The organism is Pauljensenia sp. UMB9872, from assembly GCF_030212665.1.
GTDB lineage: Bacteria > Actinomycetota > Actinomycetes > Actinomycetales > Actinomycetaceae > Pauljensenia > Pauljensenia turicensis_B.
In genome coordinates, this window is sequence record NZ_JASOER010000016.1 from 1 (window position 1) to 24681 (window position 24681).

The window sequence follows — 24681 nt, forward strand, 5'->3', positions numbered from 1 at the left end:
ACCCGCCCCGACGGTAGTACTTACTGACGGCGGGGCAGGCATCGCCAAAGCACTACGTTTGACCTGGCCACAAAGCCACATCCAGCGCTGTCTTTTCCATATTCGGGCTAACACCATCACTGATCTAACCCATAACCCACAAAGCCCGGCTGGTAAGACACTACTGGGACTAGCAAACCAGCTGATGGGCGTTAAACCCCCGAAGACGCCAGAAAGTGGCTTAGCCTGTTACAACACTGGTATCAGGTATATCGCGATTACATTAACGAGAAAACCTACGCTACCGAGCCAGGATCAAGGAAATGGTGGTGGACACACAAGCGGGCCCGAAAAGCCTATAAACGTCTTGAACGCCTAGCCCAGTCCGGTTACTTATTTACCTGGCTCGACCCGAAATTCACCGGTCTTGATATTCAACGCACTACCAGCCGCCTTGAAGGCGACATCAACGCCGCAATCCGACGCCTACTAAACACCCACCGCGGCCTATCCGAACCCCACATGAAAACAGCGGTCGAATGGCTGTTAAACCAAAAATCTATCGACCCGGCAGACCCTATCACCTGGCTGACACATCACCGCCACAACACCAGCCAACAACCCCCACACCCAGCCACCACCGACCCAATCGGCCCGACCGGCTACGACACCGCCATCGACTACAACCCCGCCTACCAAGACGGCTCCCTACACATCCGCAAAGGCTGGGCAGGACGATAAACCAGCCACGACACGCCGAGACCATACACACATTTTGGCCATTAACTCCCATTATGCCCTCGTCAGTGCAGGAAACTCCTTGCGAAAACAAAATCCCGGAACCGCACGGTTCCGGGATTCATCTGGGTGGCTGACGGGACTCGAACCCGCGACGTCCTGGACCACAACCAGGTGCTCTACCAACTGAACTACAGCCACCATTGAAGCGCTTAGCGCAACGGAGAAAACTCTAGCAAATAAGTCACCTCAAATGAAAATTGTACTGGGCACTAGCGCGTGTCATTCGCCACGTCGCGCCAATCAACCGCAAAGCCACACCAAGCATGGCGCCACGTGCCTCTCTCCTCCTCTTCGATGCCTGCCCCCTGCGCGCCCAAAGAAAACGCCCCGAAGACCGTCCAGGCCTTCGGGGCGTCCTCACTCAAGCGAGATGCTCACCAGTGCGCACGCACCGAGATTGCGTCAGCAAAGTTTCCGAGGGCATCTGGCGTTGCGCCCAGGTACAGGTCAGCGTCGACCAAGGACACTTCCATGACTAGGAACGAGCCCTTACCGTCCGGCACCAGGTCCACGCGGTTGAACAGGAACTGTTCGTCGCGTCCGATGCGTTCCTTCACGTATGCGTGCAGGTTACGACGGATTTCTTGGCCCCACTGCCATGCGACAGAGTCGGCTGCCTGAGCGGTGACGACTGCTTCGTGCATGCTCGGGTCGGTGACAGATGCGGGGTGCAGCTGCGCGCGCTTCACAACAGCGTGCGAGACCAGACCGTTGAAGAACACCAGCGAGATCTCACCGTTGGTGTCGATTTCTTCGAGGTAGCGCTGAACCATGACCGCACGTCCTTCGCCCAGCAACTGCTGGACCTGCGCGATGGCGGCTTGACGCTGCGGGGTAGAAAGAGTGGTGTATCGGCCGATATCACGCACGCCGGACGAAACGGCGGGCTTGACAATGAACTCACCAGAGGCCGGGAATCGTGTGTGGATCTGGTGCTTCGACAGGTTCTGCTCAGGTTCCAGCCAAGTGGTGGGAATGGTGGGCAGACCGCGCTTCGCCAGCGAGCGCAGATAGGTCTTGTGCGTGTTCCATTCGAGGATGTCGGGGTGATTCAGGATTCGCGGAACCTTCTTGGTCCATTCGAGGAAGGTGTCGCGTTGCAGCGGGTAGTCGCTGACCGAGCGAACGATGACCATTCCGGCTTCGTTCCAGTCCACGTCCGGGTCGTTCCAGACTTTAATTTGGGGGTCGCATCCGCGTTCCGCGAGCGCGTCCAGCAGCCCTTCCTCACCGTGGTAGAGGTTCGGCATTGCTGATGATGTCACCAGTGTGACTTTGGGCTTCGTCGTCATAGTTTCAAAGATACCGAATCGGCGCGCGCTTGTGGGAGTTAAGTCCTGAGAGCCGGCGCACGCCACAGTGGTTGTTTGTTCGCTCATCGACGAGGCCGCCTCCACGTGGAAACCGTCTGACTACTACAGGGGCGGGGCACACCGCCTAAGATCAGGCAGGGGCGTAGCCAATTTGGGTACGCCCCTTCCCGTTGTCATCATCGGCTCGGTACTTATCGCAATCCGAGTTCCCGATCGAGCGCTTCTTCAAGAAGCGTGTCGATCAAGCTGGTGTAGTCGAGTCCTCCTTTTGCCCACATTTGCGGGAACATGGAGATCGGCGTGAATCCGGGCATGGTATTCACTTCGTTGATGATGACGGACCCGGTTTCTTCATTGTGGAAGAAGTCGACGCGTGCCAGACCTTCGCATTCCAAAGCGTCGAACGCGCGGGCAGCCGTGTCGCGGATCTTCTTTTCGAATTCGGGCGCCACGTTTGCCGGGCATACTAGGCCGATGGCTTCGGTGTCGACGTATTTGAGTTCGTAGTCGTAGAACTCGCCTTCGGGGACCTCGATTTCACCGAGGGGCGCGGTGCGCGGGTGTCCCGTGGCGGATCCGAGGACGCCGCATTCGATTTCGCGTCCAACGATTCCGGCTTCGACGATGACGCGCGGGTCAGCGTTTTGCGCTTCCTTGATGGCGACTGCAAGCTCGCCCGCGGAATCGACTTTGGTGATACCGATGGAGGAGCCTGCGCGACAGGGCTTCACGAACACAGGGTATCCGAGTGAGTTCACGCGGTCGGTGCATGCCTTGGGGTCTTCTGCCCATTGAAGAGCGGTGATGAGTTCCCACTGCCCCACGTCGATTCCGGCTGCGGCAAGCACGGTCTTCGTCAGGTGCTTATCCATAGAGATTGCGCTGGAGGTGACGCCGCATCCGACGTAGCGGACGTTCGCCATCTCGAAGAGGCCCTGGATGGTGCCGTCTTCGCCGTAGGGGCCATGCAACAGAGGCAGGACAACGTCAACGTGTCCGAGGTCTTCAACGCCGGTAACGTGGGAGTCTAAAGCCGAGGGATCGCCTTCGTAGGTGACGTCAAGTAGCGACCCAGAACCGGGAGCAAGGACAACGCGCGAGGCACCGGCTGTCACGCTCTGGCCGTGTCCGTCTTTGAATTCCAACGCCGAAGGGTCATCGGCTACGCGCACCCATTCCCCATCGTGAGTAATACCGACGGGCAGAACATCCCACTTCTCGCGATCAATTGCGCGCAGAATTCCGGCCGCTGTTGCGCACGAAACCTCGTGCTCACCTGAGCGTCCTCCAAAAACGATGAGGACGCGACGCTTTCCAGTTTCAGTCATGCGTTAAGAGTATCGCCACCGCGCGCACGTTCGACTACGCGGTGGCGGTGTGCCCGTTTACTCGCATTGCCACGGCCACGCTCGACATATTTTCACGCTGCGCGTGAACGCCGCCCGAACAAGGGCGCGAATAGGAATCTCAGAGCAGTGAGATCTCCCAGCCATCCATCTTTTGGGGGCGTGAGAGGAGCATCTGCCCCATCTGTTCGATCGTGGCGTCACCGCTGACAACAGCCCAAACGGCTGCGCTGATCGGCATATCGATGCCCAGCGAATCAGCGACGGCAAGGATCGGCTCGGCAGAACGCACGCCTTCAACAACGCCAGGTGACAACGCGAGGGCCTCGTCCAAACTCAATCCCGTACCCATGCGATGGCCCAACGAGAAGTTTCGTGACAGGCGCGACGAACAGGTTGCCATCAGATCACCAATACCGGTGAGTCCAGCAAAGGTTGCGGGGTCTCCTCCAAGGGCTTGACCCAGGCGAGTCATCTCAGCAAGACCTCGTGTAATGAGAGTCGCGCGGGTATTGAGCCCAAGCCCCATCCCCTCTGCAGCGCCAATAGCCACGGCAATGACGTTCTTCGTCGCGCCCGCGATTTCACAGCCAATAACGTCCGTCGAGACATACGGCCTAAAGTACGAGGTGTGACACGCCTTCGCAATATCGATAGCCAAGTGCCGGTTCGTTGAGGCAACGACTGTGGCCGTCGGCTGATGCTCGGCGATTTCGCGCGACAGGTTCGGCCCGGAAACGACAGCAATACGATCTTGGCCTAGTCCCGAGGCTTGTTCGATGATCTCGTCGACGCGCAGATGACTAACAAGCTCCAAGCCCTTCGCAAGAGACACGATCGCAACATCATCACTCAAGCATGGGCGCGCAGCCTCCAGAGTCGAACGCACACCGGCAACCGGCACAGCGACAACGATCAGTTGAGCGCCGGTCACAACCTCTTCGATAGACGTCGACGCACTGATCTGATCCGACAGTTCAATACCGGGAAGATAGGTCGCGTTCTCACCCGAGTTGATGAAGTCAACCGTGGTAGCTTTACGACCCCACATTGTTACTTTTAGCCCAGCATCCGCAAGAATCTGCGCAAAAGTAGTGCCCCAAGCGCCGGTACCTAAAACCGCTGCGCGCGTAAACACACGTTCCTTACTCATATGTGAGACCCTACTAGCACCTCAACAATTATGGCGGTGAAGATTCAATGATGTCTCGTAAGCGTGTGATTGGCGTTGCCATGTTGGCATCCTGCGGTGTGATCCTGGGCGCATGCGCACCTCAAGCCGACAACACTATGAGTGATGAATCGACACCACAACCGATGCCCTCACAATCTGGCCAGTCAGGCCAGTCGGGTAATGCCGCCCCAGAATCTGCCCCCGACGAGCAAGAACGCGGCCCGCAGCCAATTAATGGCGACGCTTGGGTCAACGAGTTGGAACACACCCCATCTAAACCCGGAAAAACCCCCGCAATCTTCCACGATATGCGTGTTGGCGAACACGACACTTTCTATCGCGTTGTCGTTGAATTTACCGGCGAGGCCACCCTGGGCTACTACCAATCGTGGGCCGACAAGCCGGTCGAACAGGGACGCGGACAGGAATTGGACGTGGAGGGCGTCGCCTATCTTGATTTCGTCCTGACCGGAACATCAATGCCGATCATGGACGGGCAACTCGAGCAGTACTATCAGGGGCCACGAAACCTGCAGGTTGGCCCCTTGGACGTACGCGAAGACGGAACCTTTGAAGATTCGACCCACATCGTGATCGGTATGGATCACGCTAGGAATTTCCAGCTCGGCTTCCTGACAAATCCGCTTCGAGCAGTAATCGACATCCAGAAATAGCAAGCAGAGCTAATCCAGAAAAAGCAAGCAGAGCGAGAGCCTCGGGAGAGCCTGTCTCCCCCAGCCTATTTGCCTGCCTTCTTCGCCTTCTTCTCTTCGAGCTTCTTACCTTCTTTTTCCCACCACGGGCCGGCCTTTGTCTTCGCCTGCCACATACGAGTCGGAGGTTCAAGACCGCGCAGTTGTGCCACTCCCTTGGTCAGTGCAGTGTGCATGCGCGAAGTCGCTTCTTTGACTGCCTCGTGATTATCTGACCCCTGTTCGCTCATCAGATCCGACAGGTCAACGGGAGGCATGATCTGGTAGCGAATCTTGCGCCCAGGGCGAAAATCAATCTTCGACGAGTACGGGCCCTTGACGAATTGAGCCCCCCACTGGGCAATCGGAATCACCGGCACACCGGTGTCCAACGCCAGGCGCGCAGCACCCGTCTTGAACGACATCGGCCATTGATCGGGGTCTTGAGTGAATGTGCCTTCCGGCCAGATAGCGACAATATCGCCGTCTTTCAGAGCCTTAGTGGCAGCTTCCAAAGACTGAGCGGGATTCACTTCGCGGTCAACGGGGATCAGCCCCATACCCGCAAAAATCGTTCCCATCACCGGCACAGAGAACATCGACTTCTTCGCCAGAAAACGAATCTTCGTCTTGCGCTTCATGTAGAACCAGCAGAGGCTCAGCGGATCAACGGCTGACAAATGGTTCACAACCAGCAAATACGGGCCGTTTTCCGGGATGTTTTCGGTCCCCTGCGTATCAATCTTCACCCACGGTGTCATAATCGGACGCAGGACGTTTTGGGCGAAGCGATAGAAGCCAGTGATCTTCGTGCTCATGGATTGAAGTCTAACGTTAAAACAGGCACTCACCGCGGAATGTCAGGGTGTTGTCCACCTGCACCTTTGCGTCTCAGGTCGGCGAATGCGGCCAGGAGATCCGCCACACCTTACGCCGACTACCCTCCTCAGACCAGAACGTCGACGATGTGCGGTGCCGAAGTCACGGTGAAGGGAATCTCAGCCACCTTGTCGCCGTCCGCCATGGCAACCATGCCAACGGGCTGGGTAATTTCAATCGACGAGGCCGGCTCCACATGAATGACCTCATGCCCTTGCGAGCGGCCACCCACAACCTTCGCCACAATCGGAAGAGCCTTCAACAACGGGATATCTTCAACATGGCACAGTTCCATGACCCCGTCCGTCATATCGGACTGAGGAACAAGGCGAATGCCACCACCGAATCGTCCAGAGTTAGAAACGGACGTGATCCACCCAGTAAGCTCGCGCTCTTGCCCATCAATCTTCAGCGTAATGGGGGAAGGACGATGGGTTGTAAGAGCAGCGAACGCTCCATAGCCGTATGCGATAGGACCGGACGTAAACATTGACTCGTTCGCCAAAAGATTCGCAGTCGCATCCAAGCCCAAAGAGACTAGGCCCAAAACCAGGGAATGAACGGTTCCGTCTGGGGTGGTCACCCACATTCCATCCATCGGGCGGATTCGCGAAGCAAATAGCTCATCGCTTTCTTCATTTACAAAACCCAGTTCTGCCAACTGTTTCGCGCGAGCTGACGCATCGGGGCTGATCCCAAGAGCTCGACAAAGATCATTGCCGCGTCCGCCAGGAATCGGCGCGAACAACGTGCCAGCTTCGTGGGCGCCTCGTGCGATCGCCGAAATGAAACCGTCACCACCCAGGGCACCAATCACATCCTCGGTTGTTGCAGACGCAATCTGACAAGGATCATCCGACGCTCTGGTGACGCTGACTCGGACCGCCCAACCACCGCCACGCAAAATGCGGACAACTTCGGGACCGACGTTCACTGAACGACCACCGGCTGACATAGAAGAAATCAGCAGATGGATTGTTCGCCTCTTCGCCGTAGTGTGCGCAGTCATTGATTCGCTTACTTCACGTAGTCGACGCGAGCATCCAGCTGGTGCAGCTTCGTCGTAAAGTGCTCATAGCCTCGAGCAATCACGTCAATACCAGCAACCGTAGACGTTCCCTGAGCGGCAAGCGCAGCAATCAGATGCGAGAAGCCACCGCGCAGATCAGGAACCTCGATGTCCGCACTATGCAGCGGAGTGGGGCCGGAAATAACAGCGGAGTGGAAGAAGTTACGTTGGCCGAAACGGCACGGTGTTCCGCCTAAGCACTCGCGGTAGACCTGAATATTTGCGCCCATCTTACGCAGGGCCTTCGTGAACCCAAATCGGTTCTCATAGACGGTTTCGTGAACGATGGACAGGCCTTCAGCCTGAGTCAAAGCAACGACAAGAGGCTGTTGCCAGTCGGTCATAAAGCCCGGGTGTACGGCCGTTTCAAGGGCAATCGACTTCAGTTCACCACCGGGATGATAGAAGCGGATGCCGTCAGAGTCGATGTTGAACGCTCCACCAACCTTGCGGAAAGTGTTAAGGAAGGTCGTCATGTCGGGCTGGTGTGCGCCACGGACATAAATATCACCGCGGGTTGCCAGCGCAGCGGCGCCCCATGATGCAGCCTCAATACGATCAGGAAGTGCGGTATGGCGGTAGCCCTTCAGCGTGGGCACGCCTTCGATGCGGATCGTGCGGTCCGTATCGACCGAGATGATGGCACCCATCTTCTGCAGGACGTTAATGAGATCCATGATCTCAGGCTCGATCGCCGCCCCCTTCAAGGTGGTAATACCTTCAGCACGAACAGCGGTTAAAAGGGTCTGCTCGGTGGCACCGACTGAAGGGAATGGAAGCTCAATAACCGCACCGTGCAAGCCCTCTGCCGGCTTTGTGATGTGAACGCCGTCAACACGCTTATCGACGTTCGCGCCAAACTTGCGCAGGCCTTCAAGGTGGAAGTCAATGGGGCGACCACCGATGTTGCACCCACCCAGTTCCGGGATGAAGGCTTCACCGAGCTGGTGCAACAACGGACCGCAGAACAGAATCGGGATGCGCGAAGCCCCGCCGAGGGAATCGATGTCAGAGCGCGACGCAACCTGAACGTTCGTCGGGTCCAGCGTCATCACACCGGTTGTTTGGTCAAAATCAACGGTCACGCCGTGAAGGCGCAACAGGTCCGACACAACATCAACGTCGCGAATCAACGGCACGTTCGACAGCTGTGATGAAGAATCACCAAGAAGCGACGCAACCATCGCTTTGGGAACGAAGTTCTTGGCACCACGAACAGTGATTTCACCGGTTAGCGGGTGACCGCCTTCAACGCGAAGCACGGAGGGCATGAATCAGGCTCCTCAAAAAGATGAATAGTCCGTCTCAACTTTAAAGCACGACGTGCCATGAGCGTCTGCAAAGGAAAGTCACATCTCCCACAGATTCACTCACGGCACGACAAACAGCAGATGAAACCTAGTTTCGAATTATTTAGTGATCCGAACTAGTTCAGCGAACGGACGGCATTCCCAGCCCAACAGGACGAGCAGGAATGACATCTTCCTTCGGAAGATACTTCGCGGGAAGCGTCTTCGGCTTGAAAGAAGGACGGTTGGCTTCGTAGGCGTCGATTGCGTCTTCGTCGCGGAGAGTCAAAGCAATATCGTCGAGACCCTCCATCAGGCACCAGCGCACGTAGTCATCAATCTGGAAGGACGCGGTGACCGGACCGGCGGTCACAGTCTTATTTTCAAGCGAGACAGTGACTTCGATGCCCGGCTCATTTTCGAGGACCTTCCACAGGGACTCGCAGTCTTCTTGAGAGATCACGCCAGCAACAAGACCCTGCTTGCCCGCGTTACCTCGGAAAATATCGGCAAATTTGGTGGACAGGATGACACGAAAACCGTAGTCCTTCAGCGCCCACACCGCGTGTTCACGCGACGAACCGGTACCGAAGTCGGAGCCGGCAATCAGAACGGAGCCAGAGCGGTACGCATCCTGATTCAAAATGAACTCGGGATCGTTACGCCAAGCAGCGAAGAGAGCGTCTTCGAAGCCGGTGCGAGTAATGCGCTTCAAGTAGACGGCGGGAATGATCTGGTCAGTATCGACGTTCGAGCGACGAAGCGGAACACCAACACCGGTATGGGTCGTGAACTTCTCCATGAGTGTTATCTCCTTCTTCGTTTCTTACAGATCAGCAGGGCTGGACAGGGCGCCTCGAACCGCGGTTGCAGCGGCAACCAGCGGGGAAACCAGGTGGGTGCGACCACCCTTACCCTGGCGACCTTCGAAGTTACGGTTCGAGGTGGATGCTGAACGCTCCCCTTCTTTCAGCTTGTCGGGGTTCATTGCCAGGCACATCGAGCAACCAGCATTACGCCATTCGGCGCCGAAGTCAGTGAAGATCTTGTCCAGTCCTTCAGCTTCAGCCTGCAGGCGAACGCGAGCAGAGCCGGGCACGACCAGCATGCGCAGGCTGTCTGCCTTCTTACGGCCCTTGATGACGGCTGCCGCTGCACGCAGGTCCTCGATACGACCGTTCGTGCACGAGCCGAGGAAGACGGTATCAATCGGGATTTCACGCATCGGAGTGCCCGCCTCAAGTCCCATGTATTCAAGCGCACGCTGGGCTGCCATTTTGCCAGTCTCATCGGTGAAGTCATCCGGATTCGGGACGGTGGCTGAGAGCGGGACGCCCTGACCGGGGTTTGTGCCCCAGGTGACGAATGGTTCAATGTCGGCTGCTTCGAGGATGACCTCGTTATCGAAGACGGCATCATCGTCGGAACGCAGAGTCTTCCAGTATTCGACTGCGCGGTCCCACTCTTCCCCTTCGGGAGCGTGCGGACGTCCCTTGATGTATTCGAAGGTAGTTTCGTCGGGAGCAACCATGCCGGCGCGGGCGCCCGCTTCAATCGACATGTTGCAGATCGTCATGCGGCCTTCCATCGACAGCTCGCGGATTGCTTGGCCTCGATATTCCAGAACGTAGCCCTGGCCACCGCCTGTGCCGATCTTTGCGATGACAGCGAGGATGATATCCTTCGCAGTCGACCCTGCAGGCAAGGAACCGTTGACGGTGATTGCCATGGTCTTGAACGGAGCCAGTGGCAGGGTCTGGGTTGCCAAAACGTGTTCAACCTGGCTGGTACCGATACCGAATGCGAGTGCGCCGAATGCACCGTGCGTCGAGGTGTGCGAGTCACCGCAGACAATCGTCATACCTGGCTGAGTGATACCCAGCTGCGGGCCGACAACATGAACGATGCCCTGATCGGCATCACCCAGCGAGTGCAGACGAATACCGAACTCTTCAGCGTTCGAACGCAGAGTGTGAATCTGAGTACGACTGGTCTCGTCAGCGATCGGCAGGTCGATATCGAGGGTCGGGGTGTTGTGATCCTCGGTGGCGATCGTCTGATCGGGACGACGAACCTTTCGCCCTGCCAAGCGCAGCCCTTCGAAAGCCTGGGGACTGGTCACTTCGTGAACAAGGTGGAGGTCAATGTAAAGAAGGTCAGGGGCGCCACCTTCGCCCTTTTTCACAATATGGTCTTGCCAGACCTTTTCGGCCATTGTGCCGGTCATGTTTCCCCCTTGTGTGCGTTCAAAATAGTCCTGAACAGCGCTTACTTACAGGCAAACGGTCACCGAGTGGCTTATTCGCTTGCTGTTTCCTTGTTCATCGTCTGCCGTTTCAGTATGCGAAGAGTTGCAGTCTCATTGGTTGAGATGGCAAACTTTTGAATATGGAGGATTCAACGACTAGTGGAGTCGGAGTTCTTGACAAGGCAGCACTCGTTCTCGGCGCACTTGAAGCCGGACCGGCTACCTTGGCTCAACTCGTCTCCGCGACAGGTTTGGCCCGACCCACCGCGCACCGTCTGGCGGTTGCCCTTGAGTACCACCGCATGGTTGCTCGCGACATGCAGGGACGTTTTGTTCTCGGTCCCCGCCTCCAAGAACTCGCTTCGTCTGCAGGCGAAGACCGTCTTCTTGCAGCGTCTATGCCCGTCCTGAAGGCTCTTCGTGATCATACGAAGGAATCCTCACAGATCTTCCGTCGCCAAGGCGACTACCGTGTCTGCGTTGCCGCATCCGAACGTGAGATGGGTCTGCGCGACTCCATCCCGGTTGGCGCAACTCTGTCAATGTCCGCCGGTAGCGCAGCACAGGTTCTGCTTGCATGGGAAGAACCCGACCGCCTGCACCGTGGTCTTTACGGAGCCTCCTTCAACGCGACGATGCTCTCTCAGGTTCGTCGTCGCGGGTGGGCACAGTCTGTCGGCGAACGCGAGCCGGGAGTCGCGTCAGTTTCCGCTCCGGTACGAGGCCCCTCGGGTCGAGTCCTCGCCGCCCTGTCAATTTCCGGTCCGATTGAGCGCATGGGTCGCCAGCCCGGCCGTCAGCACGGCCCGTCCGTCGTCGCAGCGGCAAACCGCCTGTCTGACTTCCTGCGTAGTGTCGAAGACGGCGAGCTCTAACCTCCTCTTCCGCCTTTAACCTCCAACGCATAAAAGTGTGAGTCCCAAGAAAACTCTTGGGGCTCACACTTTTGACTATTGAGTCGTCAGCAGTCCATTGTCGTGTTCAGACGCAGGACACCGTAGGTCCAACCGTGTCGGTGGTAGACGACGCACGGTTGCTTCGTTTCCTTGTCGATGAACAGGAAGAACGGGTGGCCAACCATTTCCATCTGGTTGAGTGCTTCATCAACCGTCATCGGTTCGGCTTCGTGAACCTTTTGACGAACCAGGATCGGAGTATCGCCAAGCTGCTCTTCGCGCGCTTCACCAACCTTGAGGTCTTCCGCAGAGCGAAGCTTGAGCGGAGCGGCCTCTTCGATGGTGTCTTCAACCGGGGCGGGTTCTTCGAGGAACTCAACCTCATCCATCTCGTGAGAGTAGCGACGACGATGATCCTTGGCGCGGTCACGCAAGCGACGGAGACGTTCGAAGAGTTTACCGGCCGCAATATCTACAGCTGCGTAGCGGTCGCCGGATTCTGCTTCTGCTCGAATGATTGGGCCCTTGCCATAGACCGTGAGCTCAATTCGCTCGGCGGTATCTGCTTGGCGAGGATTACGTTCGTGTGTCAGTTCCACGTCGACGCGCTGAGCGCGCGGGTAGAACAGGGTAATCTTCGAGACTTTCTCTTCGACGTACTCACGGAAGTTCGGGTGGATTTCCGCATTGCGTGCGACGACAGTGATGTCCATTTTTCCTCCATGGGAAGTTGGCGAGCTTCGTTGCTCGCGGGGTTGAATGTCCGATTGCCTCATCGCATCGGACGGTGGTCGTAGCTATCACCCCCAGTCGCTGGGCAAAGACGCCATTCTTCGGGTCATCTTTGCTCTATCGGTTATGTGCCCATCATACCTCTTTTACGTGACTTGCGTCATAGAAAGGTTAAACTCGGGCACACACGCCGACCGCGTCAACCCGTCCAACAGTGCGCGCCACCTCACGGCATGTCGCTCCTGTTGTCAACACATCATCAACAATCACTACCGCCACATTGGCGGGAATATGAAGCCGCCGGCGCATGGATCCGACTCGATCGAGACGGCGACCTCGTCTCCCACGACCCGCTTGAGAGCGCACGCCAAACCGCAAACGAACAGCACCAACCACCCGCGCTGGTCGTCCACTGACCTGCGCAAGCCCCAACGCAACACCCCGGGCAAAAGCGCCGGTCACATTCTTACCGTGAAGCACTCGTTTCCAGCTCGACGGCGCAGGAATCACCCACCAAGGGTCTTTGCCTGGAAGCGCAGTGGCAAGACGACGCCCCACACTTGCGCCCGCGTCATATAAGAAGTCGTCGCCACGAAAGGTCGGCGAATGTTTAGAGGCGATGATGATGTTCCTCAACTCGCCGTCATACCTTCCGATAAACGCCATCGGCACGGTGGCGCCACTTCCGTCATTATCACAGGGTGCGCATGGCATTCCCGTTTCGCTCTCCCCTAAAGTCACGAGGCCGATCCGCTCTAATCGAGCGGATCGAAGCGCGATACTACGACAACGCGGACACACGACGTGATCCCAGATCATACAACCCGCACATTGAGTAGGCATCAGTATTGACAGCAGGGACACAACCGCGATGCGTAAACGCTGAAGTAACTCCATTTCTCCATCGTGCGCCTCTGGGTCAAGGAGGGCGAACGGGGAATCTGCATTCTGTGGATAACCCGCCTCAATTTGCTACGGTGTTGAACAATTCTTCACTTTGACGTGGAAACGAAACTGAAAATGAATCAGATAGGCACTCTAGCCGGGGAATCGCACGTCGGCGAAAGCTGCGGGCATAGCCTGCCATAAAGCACCCGTTCGACACGTGACGCTACCCGAACGGGCCTTCACACACACATTCGTCGTCGTCTGACCAGCACTAACTGCTAAGGGCTGATCTGGAACCTCGGACTGGGAAACAAAGCCACCAATCGCAACTTCATCGAGTTCCATGTCGCCACTATCAGCCGATGATTCAGCTGAACGAACAACCACATAGGACGACGAACCAGCCCACGAAAGATCAGTAATCTGCCCGTGAATACCGAGAATCGCCTGACCGTCTTCAAGGCCTAGCGGCACACCGCTACTATCTCGCGCAACCGCGAACATCCAAGCGGTCGCGTTCGACGGAGTTCCAGACAAAACAAGAGCTCGCGCGCCATCGGGGGAAATGGCAACGCGGAACACGCTCACAACACCTGTTTCATTTATGGGAACACTTCCAACCTGGCCGTCGGGAGTCGTTGCAATGATCGGTCCGCTTGTTGAAGCGGGCGACCAGACCCAGCCGAAGCGGTCAATCGAGGGAGCCCCGGCCTCGTTCCCCGACCCCACGTCCACCGACGAATGCGCGCCTTGAGCACCCGAGGCGGACACGACCAGTGAATTCCCTTCGCGCCATGCCACAACATCGCGGTTAATCGGCGACATCGCCGGATACGACGCGGAAGACGCAGGAGAAATCGGCAAGTCGAACGGTGTCAGAGTGGAGCCCGCCAGCGATCCAATGCGACCTGCCTGCAGAGCAATTCGCGTATCCAACGAATAGGTAGGCAACGATGGAATCTCGATCCCTTCAAGAGAAGCCCCGGAAAGACTCAGATCCACTGCGGAAACCTGCGAATCCTGAAGGAGGGTTTCCGTCACCTCCCACGCAAGAAGCTGACGCGGGGTTCCCTCGCCAACCGTGGGGGCGCTCAGATCCACTTTCGCGATCTGATCACTGATTTCAACACCCTGAGCCGGGAACGTCGTTCCACCGGGAATCGCATTCGTGACCGCTGCTTCGATCGTTTGGCTCGGCCCAGCGATCAGACCCGAGAGTAGATGCGAGGCAAGGCGACGCGAAGGATACCAACGAGGATCAGCAACCAAGGCATCCCCGGTCGTCGCCGGGAAATAGAGGTTCGCTTGTTCATAGGCAGCACTGAACGCCGTTTGAGAAACGATGAACGCATCTTCGGGGGAATCGATGCGCCACTGCCCGCCCTCTTGAACCAGGTTGAACGTCGACGAGATCATGGAGTCTTCGCTCCGCGTCATCACGCCTTCACTGTTCACTGACGCGACAGCGGGAACAGTCACCGTTGCTGTTAACGTCCCCGATCCCTCATCACCTTTAACTGAAATCGACGGCGACGAAGCAGTGTCATAGACCAGAGCCTCATCATCTGGCGCCCACGTCTGCTGAGAAGCAGCCGTTAAAAACAAGCGCGCAGTCGCAAAATCATCATTCGTTCCCGCAGCGCTTGCAAGAAGAAAATCAGAAATCAACGTCTGCGGATCAGAATTCTTCAAAGGCCCATCAGCAGCAAACTCAACGGGATCAACGTCAGGAACAGACACCTCAAAGGGCGCTGGATCCGATGCCAGAGGCAAAGCAATGCAGCCGGCAAGGCCAAACATCAGAATTCCGGACAATAATCCGGACGCACCTCGTCGCTTGAGGGCAAACCTCATCATATGGCTTCCTCCCACAATTCAAGAGGAGTCGACACTACGGTCCCACCCGCCGCCTTCGGCAGGGTCATCACGAACGAGGCTCCTTCGCCAATCTTTCCTGTCGCAGCCAAAGTGCCCCCGTGAAGCGCCACGTCCTCTGCAGAAATGGACAGGCCCAACCCGGTACCACCCGTTGTGCGTTTACGCGAAGAATCCGCGCGGAAGAAGCGGTCAAAAACGTGGGAGGCTGTTTCCTCACTCATACCGGTGCCATGGTCGCGCACTCTGACAGCAACGTCTGTTTGACTCTGAGCGACCGTAATATCAACCGGAGTTCCTTCAGCGAATTCAAGAGCATTCACGAGAAGATTGCGTAGAACGCGCTCGATGCGACGCACATCAATCGGGGCCGCGCACCGTTCTTCACCCGCGTGAAGTGCAACGGGCACACCCAGCCGATATGCCAGCTCAGTATTAGCTTCAATAACCCTGGCAACAACCGTCTTCAGGTCCGTCATTTCAGCTTCAAGATCGGCTGAGCGAGCATCGTAGCGTGAGATCTCAAGCAGATCGGTAAACAGTGAATCCATTCGATCTGTCTGATCGTGAAGAAGTTCAGCTGATCGTTTCGCCAGAGCGGGCAGGGCATCCCGGTTATCCCAGATGACTGAATCCGCCATCTTGATTGTCGTCAAAGGCGTTCGAAGTTCATGGGACACATCGGAAACGAAGCGTTGCTGAAGCTGTGAGAGCTCGTCGTATTCTTCGATCTTTAATTGCAAGGATTCAGCCATCAGGTTGAAGGCCCCCGACAGCTGAGCCATTTCGTCACTGCCCTTCACGTCAAGACGAACGTCCAGATCACCGGCAGCAAGTTTCTTCGCCGCATCTGCCGTTTTACGAACGGGACGGAGCAACTGGAATAGCATCCAAAACGCGCCAACTGGCAGAGCAATCATCAAGGGAATGGCGGCGACCAAAAGGACACGCATCACCATATTCACTTGGCGCTGATCGGAGGCAAGAGAATAGACGATGTACAGTTCATGCGTTCCTGCTCGAGGAAGACGCACCGTCGTTCCGACAAGAATTCCCGGATCCACGTCATCGCCGTTGGCTGGGATGGCAACAGACTTCCATTGAGCCTGCCCCCCGTTTCGCACGGCATCGCGCATTTCAGTATCGATCAACGCATCAACATCCGTGTCCACGATCTGGTTGATACGAAACGTCGATGTCGAGGTCTGAGAACGCAAGAGAACAACAGAAACAGCACCCGCACCACCGGCAGATGCCCGAATGTTCTGAACAACCTGACGGGCAGCTTCCTGAACCTGATCGGGAGTTGAAGCCGTCGACTGGTCGAAAACAACCTGGGCGCTGGTAAAACGCAGGGCTGCGTCTTCGAGGATCTGAGTTCGACGCGACTCAAATGCGGTATCTTTCAACTCAGCAGACACGAGCAGTCCGAAAACAGTGATCACTCCGAGGGCTGCAACCGTGATCGCTAAAGCCGAACGAAGCGATAGCGAGGCGCGGACCGCGCGAGCAGGCCCAGAGCGATAGACGGCTGTGTAGACGCGCGAGTTCGTCCACTTACGCACACGTGAACGAAGGTTCTGAACCCACTTCTTCAGCCGCGGATACTTTTGGCCAGGCGTGTCAGGCGAGCTGGCGACATCGCTGGTTGAAGCCACCGCGTCGTCTTGAACGAGCTCCGAGTCAGTGTCGCTTGCCGGGCTGCGGTCAGGCGCCTGCGCCGGCACGGTATCCGACTCCCCTCACCGTGATAACAACTTCAGGCTTTTCCGGATCGCGTTCGATCTTCGAACGCAGACGCTGGATATGAACATTCACAAGACGCGTGTCCGCTGCATGGCGGTACCCCCACACCTGCTCAAGAAGTTCTTCTCGACTAAACACCTTCCACGGAGCTCGCGCCAGCGCGACAAGAAGATCAAATTCAAGCGGGGTCAGCGAAACTACTTCGCCCCCACGCGTGACTTCGTGCCCAGGAACATCAATGTCAACATCATTAATCGACAGCTTTTCATCACCTGAGTCGTCATGCCCACGCAAACGTGCACGAATTCGAGCAACAAGCTCCTTCGGCTTAAACGGCTTTGCCACATAGTCGTCCGCACCTGCTTCAAGACCAGCCACAACATCTGACGTATCCGTGCGAGCGGTCAGCATGACAATCGGAACATCCGACTCCAGACGAATCTGTCGACAGACTTCAATTCCGTCGATACCGGGCAACATGAGATCCAAGAGGATCAAATCAGGATTCGACGCGTGGAAAGCTGCGAGCGCTCCGCTTCCATCTGGGCAGGTGGCGATAGCAAATCCTTCGGCTTCTAATACGATGCCAATCATCTCTGCAAGGGCGACGTCATCGTCAACTACTAGGATTCGCGAAGTCATATCATGATCGTGTCACGATCGAACGGTTTTTGTGACTCGACTCGCCAAATGGTTCAACGTTATCCCTTTTCACTACCCTTTTCCTTATCTTTTTATCGTCTCATGCCATACTTTTTTCATCTTCATTGATTAAAGTGACCTCCAAGGAACTGTCATGACTGATTCAAACGACTTCCGCCACCCCCAAGTGGGTTCATGGGGAGAACCGGATTCTCCGAACACTCCACAGTCCCAACCGCAAGACAATGCCACTGTGTTTGCCTCTCAGGATCCTTCGTCCACTCAGGGCTTCAATCAGCCTCCCATTCAGGCAATGAACTCCACGCCAGTGTCGCCCGGTTCTCACTCCCCAGTTCAGCCCGGAATTGTCCCCCTGCGCCCACTGGGCGTGGGTGATCTGTTTTCTGGAACGTTCGAAGCTCTTTCAAAAAACCCGTTCGTCTTGTTCATTCTTCCCGGAATCGTCACGATTGTTGCTGGGATCCTTACGCTCGTCACGATCTATTTCGCGTTACCGGATTTCACGTCGCTTGTTGATTTAGACGCTCCCATATCGACCGATGACCTGTCGACAATCGGGATGACGATAGCGCTCCGCACTACTCCCTTCGTTCTGATTCTGCTGGGTCTAGCTGGTTTGTTCCCAGCAATCGTGGTTCCACACGGTACGGCTGACGCGATCATCGGTAAGAAGCTATCCGCGAAAGACGCCTTCAACCGCTTTAAGTCCAGACTGCTTGCCATGATCGGTTTAAGCATTCTCTGGGCATTCCTATTCACCCTGATCGCCAGCGTTACGTTCGGCATATTCTTGCTGGTCGGCCTAGGCGTGGCAGACTATGTCACCTACCGTAGCCACACTCAGGTGATGGCGGTTTTCTTGCTCTTCGGCTCAGTCGGAGCGATCACGACATTCCTTGTGTGCTTATTCTTCCAGGTTCGGTTCACTTTTGCCCAAACGGTGTGCGCGGTAGAAAACCTCTCCCCGTTTAAAGCGTTGAAGCGCTCGTGGACGCTCACACAAGGCGTAGCGTTCAAGACTCTTGGACGCACCATCCTGATTGCAATGGTGATGGGCGCGGTCGGAGGTGTTTTCTCCGGAGTTCTCTCCACATTCACTGCGTTCAACATCAGTACCGAATTCAATTCGTTCACCATCAGTGCCGATCCGCAGATGTATCTGACCACAATTCCGTTGGCGACAGTAGCATCCACAATCGTGCAGATGCTTGTCATGCCTCTTTCGCAGGTATACATCGCGTTGATGTACGTCGACGAACGTATCCGAAAAGAAAACTTCGCCTACACGTTGATGGAGCAGATTCGTCACTGATCCTGCTGAGCGCATCCGTTTAGTGTGAGTGCGGAGCGTCAGAATCAGAAATAACCGTGAACTGAGCCCTGCGTTTCGCATACGGAGACTGCGGGTCAAGAGGGCTTGAAGTATCAGGATCTTGGGACGTAAACGGACCTCGTTCGCGGGCCTCGTAGGTTCGCGGCCTGGAACTGCGCGATGGCGAATCCGTTGTCTGAGAGGCGGACGAACGCAAAGGACCTCCAGCTTGCGATGCTTCGGATGACGGGGTAGGCGTCTTGGCAGCCTGGCGAACCGCGTCCACAAGGGCAAGCAGATCGTCGCCCGAAGGCGGAACCGGATCAAAGTGGGTGACAAGTCGGATGAGCTGCCAGTCCTGAGGCGGATTAAAGCGGTTCGCGTGGTCTTCGCACATGTCATACGCGTTGGGTTGCGCATACGTTGACAGTGGGCCGAGGACAGCCGTAGCGTCCGCATAGTCATAGGTCAACGTGGCAACTGCCGGACGCGAGCATCCTGGCTTAGAACAAAGACGAGCCGAAATCACCCCCATAGACTACGCCAGGATTACCCATTCGGGGCGTTGGCACTCTGGCTAAGGCGAAGCACGTTAATGTTGTGGGGTGCGTAGTCGAATTCGTCATCCTCGTCGCGATCCTCATGGTCGTGGTGGCAGAGGTCCCGTCTTTTTCCCGGGAACACCCGCATGGCGAACCAGGCGCGAAGCCTTCGATGAAATGATCGGCGCGCACATCGTAGAACTCACTCGACGCTGGCCCGAAGTAGCAACAATCGAATTCGCTACCGAGGATGTTCCTCCGTCAAATCCAGCTCCGTGGGAATCTCACGCGGAAGTACTTGCGCGCATTTTCCACGCTGATCGCAGGCGAGGTCTTCGAGACAGAATTGTCATCTATCGGCTTCCGATCGTTCTTCGCACTGGCGATCAGGACGTCGTGAAGATTACGCGTCAGATTCTGGTCGACAGGATCTCGCACATCTTGGCGATTCCGCCGGATGAATTAGACGAATACCTGCGTTGACCAGTTGAAGACACACTGCCAGCCGAACACGTTGTCAGCGCGTCGGCTAATATGCGTGCCTTACCTAGTTGAAAACACACTGCCAGCCGGGACGTCGTCAGGGGCCGACGTGGACCCTCGCTTGTTGCGTTGCCAACCCTCCGGTGCCGACATTCCACGTTGCGTGCACAACACCATTCGGAGTTGTTGCGCTGACAACGATGGAGGCGTAAATCGGCTGATCAGACGTAACCTTGCCGTTATCTCTAGGAAGATCAACGACGGTGGATGTGCCCGCAGGAACTTGGACTTCTTGACCAGCAACGCTGACCGTAGCGTCTGAGGACGCATCCGTGAGAGGATTCACCAGTACCATCTGCGCAATCACGTCGCTCACACCGGAGTTACTTTCCAGAGACGTTGCGCGCAGAGGCGTGGCACTCAGTTCCTTTGTTACCAGATCACTCAGGGTTGTTAGCCCTGGAACATCTGCCTTCGAGATAGCGTTCGCAGTGGCGATATTCGACAGGATCGTCCACGTCTGATCCGTCTGCGCCCACTTTCCGCCATCCCACGATTGTTCAAGGGCACTGACGACCGGCGCATTGGAAGTGACCATAATGCCACTGGCGGTTGATGCGATACCCGTCAGTGGAATATCCAAAACGGTTTGGGCATCAATTTCCAGTTCTGTTCCTTCGACAACCTTTGATCCGTCCTCGCCGATCAAGGTGACCTGAATCGACGCGGGGTCTTCCCCGGGGACACCGATGCGGAGAGTTGATGCTGTTTCTCCACCAAGACCCGAGAACACTGCTTGTGTCGCAGGTTTCGTGGACGCACTCCATGTGGCACCAGCGGGAATTTCGCCGTCCAATCGGGAAGTTTGAGCCCACGCGGAGACGCCCGCCGAATCGGACTCAATATGCAGGGCGATTCTCTCTTCGTCGGGGTACCAGCCCGAGGGCACGACGGTGATCGTTTTCCCAGCGGGCACGGTGAGCGTGTGCGGAGCATCGTCCAACAATCCGATTGGCCCGTAGCCGGTCACGGAAACGGTTGCTGGGGTTGCGCTGGGGTTGGCCAGAGCAAGAACAACGTCATTACCCGCATACGTCGAGCCGGTAAGAATCCATTGATCACCGCTGGGAAGTGAGCAGCCCGTGGCTGATAATCCCAGTAGTTCTCCGCCGCCTTGGCCAGTGATGACAACACCTGTAGGAACGCTGAGTTCTTCATTTGGCGCCCCTGAGGTAGTGATCGATCGGGCCAGTTCATCACCGTTTGTAGGGGCAAGAGTCGACCAGATGTGTCCTGTAGTCGTGGTGGCAGGAGTCGACGCGAATGGGTCAATGATTCCCGGTGGACATGCAAGCGTCACCGAGGACGGGGCTGCCGTGATGACGGGTGTTTCGATCGTCGTGGGTTCTTCACCGGACAGGAACGTTGTAGCGCTACCCGCACCCCCCAAGAGTGCAAGCGCACCAAGGGAAGCGAGCAGTGCGACCGGTTTGTTCATGCGTTTAGTCATGAGCGACGCTTCCTCCACGGTATACCAGCCAAGAACGCGAATCCTAGAGCCACCAGTGATGCGATCATCCACGGGAGTTGCCACCAGCTTTGATGCCACACGTGAAGCTCTCCGTCGGTAACCCCACTAAATGCTTGCGCCCAGCCGTTGGAAGCCAGCTGCGGGGTGAGCTCGGTTCCGTTCACTGTTGCTTTCCAGCCCGAATGCGCGCGCTCTGCCAGTTGCACTGTCGCATTCGTTCCGGTGTTTTCAACCGTTCCACGCGCATCAAGCAAGCCGGAGTCGAGGCTGGCGACAGTGCCGTTCGCATTCAGTGTCACCCGAGCAGGGGTACGGCCTTGCGGGCGGATACGCCACAGGTATCCCGCATCGGTTTCGCCAACGCGTTCAATGTCGGGGGCAGATGCCAGTGCTTGCACGAACTGCTGGACTTGTACGCAGTCAGAGCGCACCAGAATCGAATCGATTCCGTGTTCACCGATTGCCTGGACTGTAGAGGCGTCAGGATAGGAAACGAGCGTGAGCACCAGCGTTTGAAGGTCTGCTGTTGCCGCGTCAGATGGCACACCCGCGGTGGCCTCGTGGTAGGCGATCGCGCGGGTAAGCGCTGTTGAGTCGGTGAATGACGGCCCGTTTGCGCGCCATACGTTGGCGTCAATGACGAAGAATGTTGCGTCTGCGTCCAGGACAAGGACGCGTCCTGCAGTTTCGGACATTTGCGCCTGCTTGGATACTGCCGCGATCGCATTCGGGTTGGCGACGACGTGGTCTGAAGTCAAGCGTTGAGTTTGCGTCAAGTCGCCGTCAGCGCCAAGCGCACGAATGTGAGTGAAAGCAGGAAGCACCCCACCGGCGACGATTCCGATTGTGCCGATGAAAGCGACGAGTTTCAGCCAGAACGGTGCTTTGGCGTCCCATGTCTTGGCGTGAGAGGACGAAAGTGCAATGGCAACAAGCATGCCGACCGCGCCAAGCGAGAAGTAGGTGCCGGTCCAGATAGTTGTCGTGGTTGCTCCGCTCAGACCTGCATCGAGTCTGGAGGCGAAGGGTGTCGACGCAAGAATCAGTGCACTGGTGAACACGATCAGTGGGACGACGCGGTTGCGACGGTGCGCGCCAAGCTTCGACGTGGTCATGACTGCGAAGGAGCATGCCACTCCCCCGATGATTAAGAATGCCGACGGCGTGACCCAGATGCTCATTTCAAGAATCGACGAGGCCACGCTTCCCAATCCGAGCATCGTGAACCACGAGGGCGCACTCGTGGAAGCAAAGGTTCCGCCCGAGGCGTCCAGCAGGGCTCGCCAGCCTCCGGGACTGGTCAAGGCGAAAGCGTAGAGCGGAGCGACAAGGGCAAGAGAAGGAAGAAGAGCGAGCAGAGCGCGAACCCACGGTAGGCGTCGGGTTGCGGTAGCCACAATCAGTGCGAAGAGCACTGCAAGAAGCACGGAAGGAAGCGCTGCAACAAGGAAAGCCGAGGTCAACGCAAAGCGCGCTAACGCGCCGGTTCGTTCCGACCTAGCCAGTTCCACGATTCCTTGCGCACCGGCAATTCGCAGAGGCTCTGGCGCAATGACAACGCGGAACCATTGGTCAACGGCAAGGGGAAGTAGGACGTGGAAGAGTGCCGGTCCGATACGCCCCTGCGAGGCGGCAAGGCTGAGGGACGGAAGGAATGCCCATGCGAGCGATCCCAGGGCACGCACTGCGATGGACTGAGTCAGACGACCGGTCAGACGCCATGCGCTCAGGCAGGCAAGTGGCCCGGTGAACATCGCAATGATGCCGATAACGGTAGTCGGTTCGATGCCGGCAAAAGAGAAAGGCCACGTAATAAGTGCGAAGGGAATCAACAGCGGATCGTTAGGGCCGGCCATACCATCACCACCGGGGATCCACGAAGCCCATGCTGCGTCCCAAAGATCGCTCCACGACGAAGGGAGAGTACGCCACGCGCCACCGCTCACTGACGAGGTGCGTCCCCACCAGAAGGCCACGCTGAGAGCGATCGCGACGAACATGATGGTGGCGAAAGCTGCGCGTGAGCGCGAACGATACTGAGCGCGCGATGTGGTAACCAGCTGGTCTTCGTCTTTGTCTTGACCGATTGCCTGGCGTCGTCTGCGCGCACTGTCACGCACCTGCCGACTGCTTGCGTACAGCTCGCGAAGCACCTTGACGGGAACGATACGGCTACGTGCTGCACGGTGACGCGCTAAGAGCAGGTGCGGGGTTATCGCAATCAGACGCAACCATGCCCGCAATTCAGGCCAGAACAGTTCACTGCGACCAGTAACTAAGCGCCCAAAAGCACGTGCGGGCGACCAGAAGGCAAGCCAGAGCGCCAAGAACGGCAAAGTGAAGGCTCGCACGCCCTTTGCCCAGTTATAAAGCTGAGCAAAGCGACGCTGAACAAAACTCATATCGTGAGGGACGCGGGTGGGAATGGAGGCAGGCTGGTTGAACAGGTCGAGAACGCTGGCATCGTCACTCGCCGTTGCAGGCTGGTCGTCTAACGACTCTTCAGTGTTTTCGCTGAGCGCCAGCAGTGCTGGAGGAATGTACGAGGTACGAAGGTGGCGAACCTTCGCTTTGGGCGCTACAACAACGCGATAGCCGGCAAGGTGCAACCGGCGGGAGAAATCGAGGCCTTCTCCGAACGGACCAAGAGCAGTGTCAAGTCCTCCCACTGCGTTCCAAGCAACGGTGGAGACGAGCATTCCAGCGGTGCCGATGCCTAGGACATCAGAGGTTGAGTCGTATTGTCCTTGGTCGATTTCGCCACGGAGAATTCCATCAGCTCGACGCGCGGTGGACGTTGCCTGAATACCGCATTCAATGATGTGGGACCCGTCGGAGCACATTTGTTTTGGACCGACGGCACCGATGGTGCGTGAGCGGTCTGCATTTGCCCAGAGGGCATTCAAGCAGTCTGGTTCAGGAATGGAATCGGAGTGAAGGACCCACGCCCACGCATAGGTGTTCAGAGCAGCGTCTTTATCGGCGAACGCCTGGTTGAGGGCCTGCGAAATGTTCTTAGCGCGGGGCGCGCTGATTCTGTGAGCCTTGGGAGCGATGCGACCAATGAGCCCAGCAATTTCAGTGTCTGACGCTGGAGAACAGTCGATGACATAGGTTGCACCAGGCTTCATTGTCTGGGCTTGAACGGCAACGAGGACGTCGCTGAGGGTTTCCGTGGCCTCGTGAGCAACAACGAGAGCTACGAGAGAGGAGCTCACTGGAG

General features: G+C 57.0%; 21 protein-coding genes and 1 tRNA gene. 6 read left to right on the plus strand and 16 right to left on the minus strand.

Annotated elements, in window-relative coordinates:
* Both QP109_RS09415 and QP109_RS07150 read left to right on the plus strand, forming a co-directional pair.
* Positions 1 to 358: transposase (locus QP109_RS09415; protein ID WP_502929287.1), on the plus strand; the 358-nt coding region annotated here is incomplete at its 5' end.
* A 143-nt stretch (positions 359 to 501) separates the two neighbouring features.
* Positions 502 to 720: a hypothetical protein gene (locus QP109_RS07150; RefSeq protein ID WP_285024130.1), complete on the plus strand. Its 219-nt coding sequence runs from the start codon at positions 502 to 504 to the stop codon at positions 718 to 720.
* A gap of 125 nt (positions 721 to 845) precedes the next feature.
* Here QP109_RS07150 and QP109_RS07155 read toward each other — a convergent pair.
* The 4 genes from QP109_RS07155 to QP109_RS07170 form a co-directional block, all read right to left on the minus strand.
* Positions 846 to 918, minus strand: a tRNA-His gene (locus QP109_RS07155).
* A 236-nt stretch (positions 919 to 1154) separates the two neighbouring features.
* A complete protein-coding gene (locus QP109_RS07160) occupies positions 1155 to 2072 on the minus strand; it encodes an ATP-grasp domain-containing protein (protein WP_285024163.1) in 918 nt (305 codons plus the stop codon).
* Positions 2073 to 2284: 212 nt separating this feature from the next.
* Positions 2285 to 3421, minus strand: a complete 1137-nt coding sequence (locus tag QP109_RS07165; protein ID WP_285024131.1) for a D-alanine--D-alanine ligase family protein — start codon at positions 3419 to 3421, stop codon at positions 2285 to 2287.
* A gap of 139 nt (positions 3422 to 3560) precedes the next feature.
* Entirely contained in the window at positions 3561 to 4592 is a 1032-nt protein-coding gene (locus QP109_RS07170; RefSeq protein WP_285024132.1) for an NAD(P)H-dependent glycerol-3-phosphate dehydrogenase, read from the minus strand.
* Between the two features lie 50 nt (positions 4593 to 4642).
* Between QP109_RS07170 and QP109_RS07175 the strand changes: the two genes are divergently transcribed.
* A complete protein-coding gene (locus QP109_RS07175) occupies positions 4643 to 5287 on the plus strand; it encodes an AMIN-like domain-containing (lipo)protein (protein ID WP_285024133.1) in 645 nt (214 codons plus the stop codon).
* A 65-nt stretch (positions 5288 to 5352) separates the two neighbouring features.
* On the opposite strand, the gene QP109_RS07180 is transcribed toward QP109_RS07175, so the two are convergent.
* The 5 genes from QP109_RS07180 to leuC form a co-directional block, all read right to left on the minus strand.
* Entirely contained in the window at positions 5353 to 6123 is a 771-nt protein-coding gene (locus QP109_RS07180; RefSeq protein ID WP_285024135.1) for a lysophospholipid acyltransferase family protein, read from the minus strand.
* 128 nt (positions 6124 to 6251) lie between these two features.
* Positions 6252 to 7193: a diacylglycerol/lipid kinase family protein gene (locus QP109_RS07185; protein ID WP_285024136.1), complete on the minus strand. Its 942-nt coding sequence runs from the start codon at positions 7191 to 7193 to the stop codon at positions 6252 to 6254.
* A gap of 8 nt (positions 7194 to 7201) precedes the next feature.
* The gene (murA, locus tag QP109_RS07190) at positions 7202 to 8524 is read right to left on the minus strand and encodes a UDP-N-acetylglucosamine 1-carboxyvinyltransferase (protein WP_285024137.1); all 1323 of its coding nucleotides are present in this window, start codon (positions 8522 to 8524) and stop codon (positions 7202 to 7204) included.
* A 160-nt stretch (positions 8525 to 8684) separates the two neighbouring features.
* The gene (leuD, locus tag QP109_RS07195; RefSeq protein WP_285024138.1) at positions 8685 to 9344 is read right to left on the minus strand and encodes a 3-isopropylmalate dehydratase small subunit; all 660 of its coding nucleotides are present in this window, start codon (positions 9342 to 9344) and stop codon (positions 8685 to 8687) included.
* Positions 9345 to 9368: 24 nt separating this feature from the next.
* Complete coding sequence (gene leuC, locus QP109_RS07200; RefSeq protein ID WP_285024139.1) at positions 9369 to 10769, minus strand: 3-isopropylmalate dehydratase large subunit; 1401 nt, start codon at positions 10767 to 10769, stop codon at positions 9369 to 9371.
* Positions 10770 to 10930: 161 nt separating this feature from the next.
* Between leuC and QP109_RS07205 the strand changes: the two genes are divergently transcribed.
* Entirely contained in the window at positions 10931 to 11665 is a 735-nt protein-coding gene (locus QP109_RS07205; protein WP_101627503.1) for an IclR family transcriptional regulator, read from the plus strand.
* 86 nt (positions 11666 to 11751) lie between these two features.
* On the opposite strand, the gene hpf is transcribed toward QP109_RS07205, so the two are convergent.
* The 4 genes from hpf to mtrA form a co-directional block, all read right to left on the minus strand.
* Positions 11752 to 12399: a ribosome hibernation-promoting factor, HPF/YfiA family gene (hpf, locus tag QP109_RS07210; RefSeq protein WP_101627504.1), complete on the minus strand. Its 648-nt coding sequence runs from the start codon at positions 12397 to 12399 to the stop codon at positions 11752 to 11754.
* Positions 12400 to 13456: 1057 nt separating this feature from the next.
* Complete coding sequence (locus QP109_RS07215) at positions 13457 to 15163, minus strand: LpqB family beta-propeller domain-containing protein (protein ID WP_285024140.1); 1707 nt, start codon at positions 15161 to 15163, stop codon at positions 13457 to 13459.
* A complete protein-coding gene (gene mtrB, locus QP109_RS07220; RefSeq protein WP_285024141.1) occupies positions 15160 to 16908 on the minus strand; it encodes an MtrAB system histidine kinase MtrB in 1749 nt (582 codons plus the stop codon). The genes QP109_RS07215 and mtrB overlap by 4 nt, the downstream gene beginning before the upstream one ends.
* Entirely contained in the window at positions 16889 to 17569 is a 681-nt protein-coding gene (mtrA, locus tag QP109_RS07225) for an MtrAB system response regulator MtrA (RefSeq protein WP_195224742.1), read from the minus strand. Before mtrA ends, mtrB begins: the two co-directional genes overlap by 20 nt.
* A gap of 154 nt (positions 17570 to 17723) precedes the next feature.
* Here mtrA and QP109_RS07230 point away from each other — a divergent pair, with 154 nt between their 5' ends.
* Positions 17724 to 18902, plus strand: coding sequence for a DUF7847 domain-containing protein (locus tag QP109_RS07230; RefSeq protein ID WP_285024142.1), 1179 nt, complete (start codon positions 17724 to 17726; stop codon positions 18900 to 18902).
* A gap of 19 nt (positions 18903 to 18921) precedes the next feature.
* Here the strand turns inward: QP109_RS07230 and QP109_RS07235 are convergent, their stop codons facing one another.
* Positions 18922 to 19431, minus strand: coding sequence for a DUF3499 domain-containing protein (locus tag QP109_RS07235; protein ID WP_285024143.1), 510 nt, complete (start codon positions 19429 to 19431; stop codon positions 18922 to 18924).
* A 76-nt stretch (positions 19432 to 19507) separates the two neighbouring features.
* Between QP109_RS07235 and QP109_RS07240 the strand changes: the two genes are divergently transcribed.
* Positions 19508 to 19927, plus strand: a complete 420-nt coding sequence (locus tag QP109_RS07240) for a metallopeptidase family protein (RefSeq protein WP_243381071.1) — start codon at positions 19508 to 19510, stop codon at positions 19925 to 19927.
* A gap of 97 nt (positions 19928 to 20024) precedes the next feature.
* Here the strand turns inward: QP109_RS07240 and QP109_RS07245 are convergent, their stop codons facing one another.
* Together QP109_RS07245 and QP109_RS07250 are read right to left on the minus strand one after the other, a co-directional pair.
* Complete coding sequence (locus QP109_RS07245; RefSeq protein ID WP_285024144.1) at positions 20025 to 21437, minus strand: DUF5719 family protein; 1413 nt, start codon at positions 21435 to 21437, stop codon at positions 20025 to 20027.
* Entirely contained in the window at positions 21434 to 24676 is a 3243-nt protein-coding gene (locus QP109_RS07250) for a glycosyltransferase family 2 protein (RefSeq protein WP_285024145.1), read from the minus strand. The genes QP109_RS07245 and QP109_RS07250 overlap by 4 nt, the downstream gene beginning before the upstream one ends.
* Positions 24677 to 24681: the final 5 nt, after the last annotated feature.

What these genes read in the sequence shown, in the direction of transcription:
- QP109_RS07150 (WP_285024130.1), top strand. Translation starts at nt 502, where the DNA reads ATGAAAACAGCGGTCGAATGGCTGTTAAACCAAAAATCTATCGACCCG.
- QP109_RS07160 (WP_285024163.1), bottom strand. Translation starts at nt 2,072, where the DNA reads ATGACGACGAAGCCCAAAGTCACACTGGTGACATCATCAGCAATGCCG.
- QP109_RS07165 (WP_285024131.1), bottom strand. Translation starts at nt 3,421, where the DNA reads ATGACTGAAACTGGAAAGCGTCGCGTCCTCATCGTTTTTGGAGGACGC.
- QP109_RS07170 (WP_285024132.1), bottom strand. Translation starts at nt 4,592, where the DNA reads ATGAGTAAGGAACGTGTGTTTACGCGCGCAGCGGTTTTAGGTACCGGC.
- QP109_RS07175 (WP_285024133.1), top strand. Translation starts at nt 4,643, where the DNA reads ATGTCTCGTAAGCGTGTGATTGGCGTTGCCATGTTGGCATCCTGCGGT.
- QP109_RS07180 (WP_285024135.1), bottom strand. Translation starts at nt 6,123, where the DNA reads ATGAGCACGAAGATCACTGGCTTCTATCGCTTCGCCCAAAACGTCCTG.
- QP109_RS07185 (WP_285024136.1), bottom strand. Translation starts at nt 7,193, where the DNA reads ATGACTGCGCACACTACGGCGAAGAGGCGAACAATCCATCTGCTGATT.
- murA (WP_285024137.1), bottom strand. Translation starts at nt 8,524, where the DNA reads ATGCCCTCCGTGCTTCGCGTTGAAGGCGGTCACCCGCTAACCGGTGAA.
- leuD (WP_285024138.1), bottom strand. Translation starts at nt 9,344, where the DNA reads ATGGAGAAGTTCACGACCCATACCGGTGTTGGTGTTCCGCTTCGTCGC.
- leuC (WP_285024139.1), bottom strand. Translation starts at nt 10,769, where the DNA reads ATGACCGGCACAATGGCCGAAAAGGTCTGGCAAGACCATATTGTGAAA.
- QP109_RS07205 (WP_101627503.1), top strand. Translation starts at nt 10,931, where the DNA reads ATGGAGGATTCAACGACTAGTGGAGTCGGAGTTCTTGACAAGGCAGCA.
- hpf (WP_101627504.1), bottom strand. Translation starts at nt 12,399, where the DNA reads ATGGACATCACTGTCGTCGCACGCAATGCGGAAATCCACCCGAACTTC.
- QP109_RS07215 (WP_285024140.1), bottom strand. Translation starts at nt 15,163, where the DNA reads ATGATGAGGTTTGCCCTCAAGCGACGAGGTGCGTCCGGATTATTGTCC.
- mtrA (WP_195224742.1), bottom strand. Translation starts at nt 17,569, where the DNA reads ATGACTTCGCGAATCCTAGTAGTTGACGATGACGTCGCCCTTGCAGAG.
- QP109_RS07230 (WP_285024142.1), top strand. Translation starts at nt 17,724, where the DNA reads ATGACTGATTCAAACGACTTCCGCCACCCCCAAGTGGGTTCATGGGGA.
- QP109_RS07245 (WP_285024144.1), bottom strand. Translation starts at nt 21,437, where the DNA reads ATGACTAAACGCATGAACAAACCGGTCGCACTGCTCGCTTCCCTTGGT.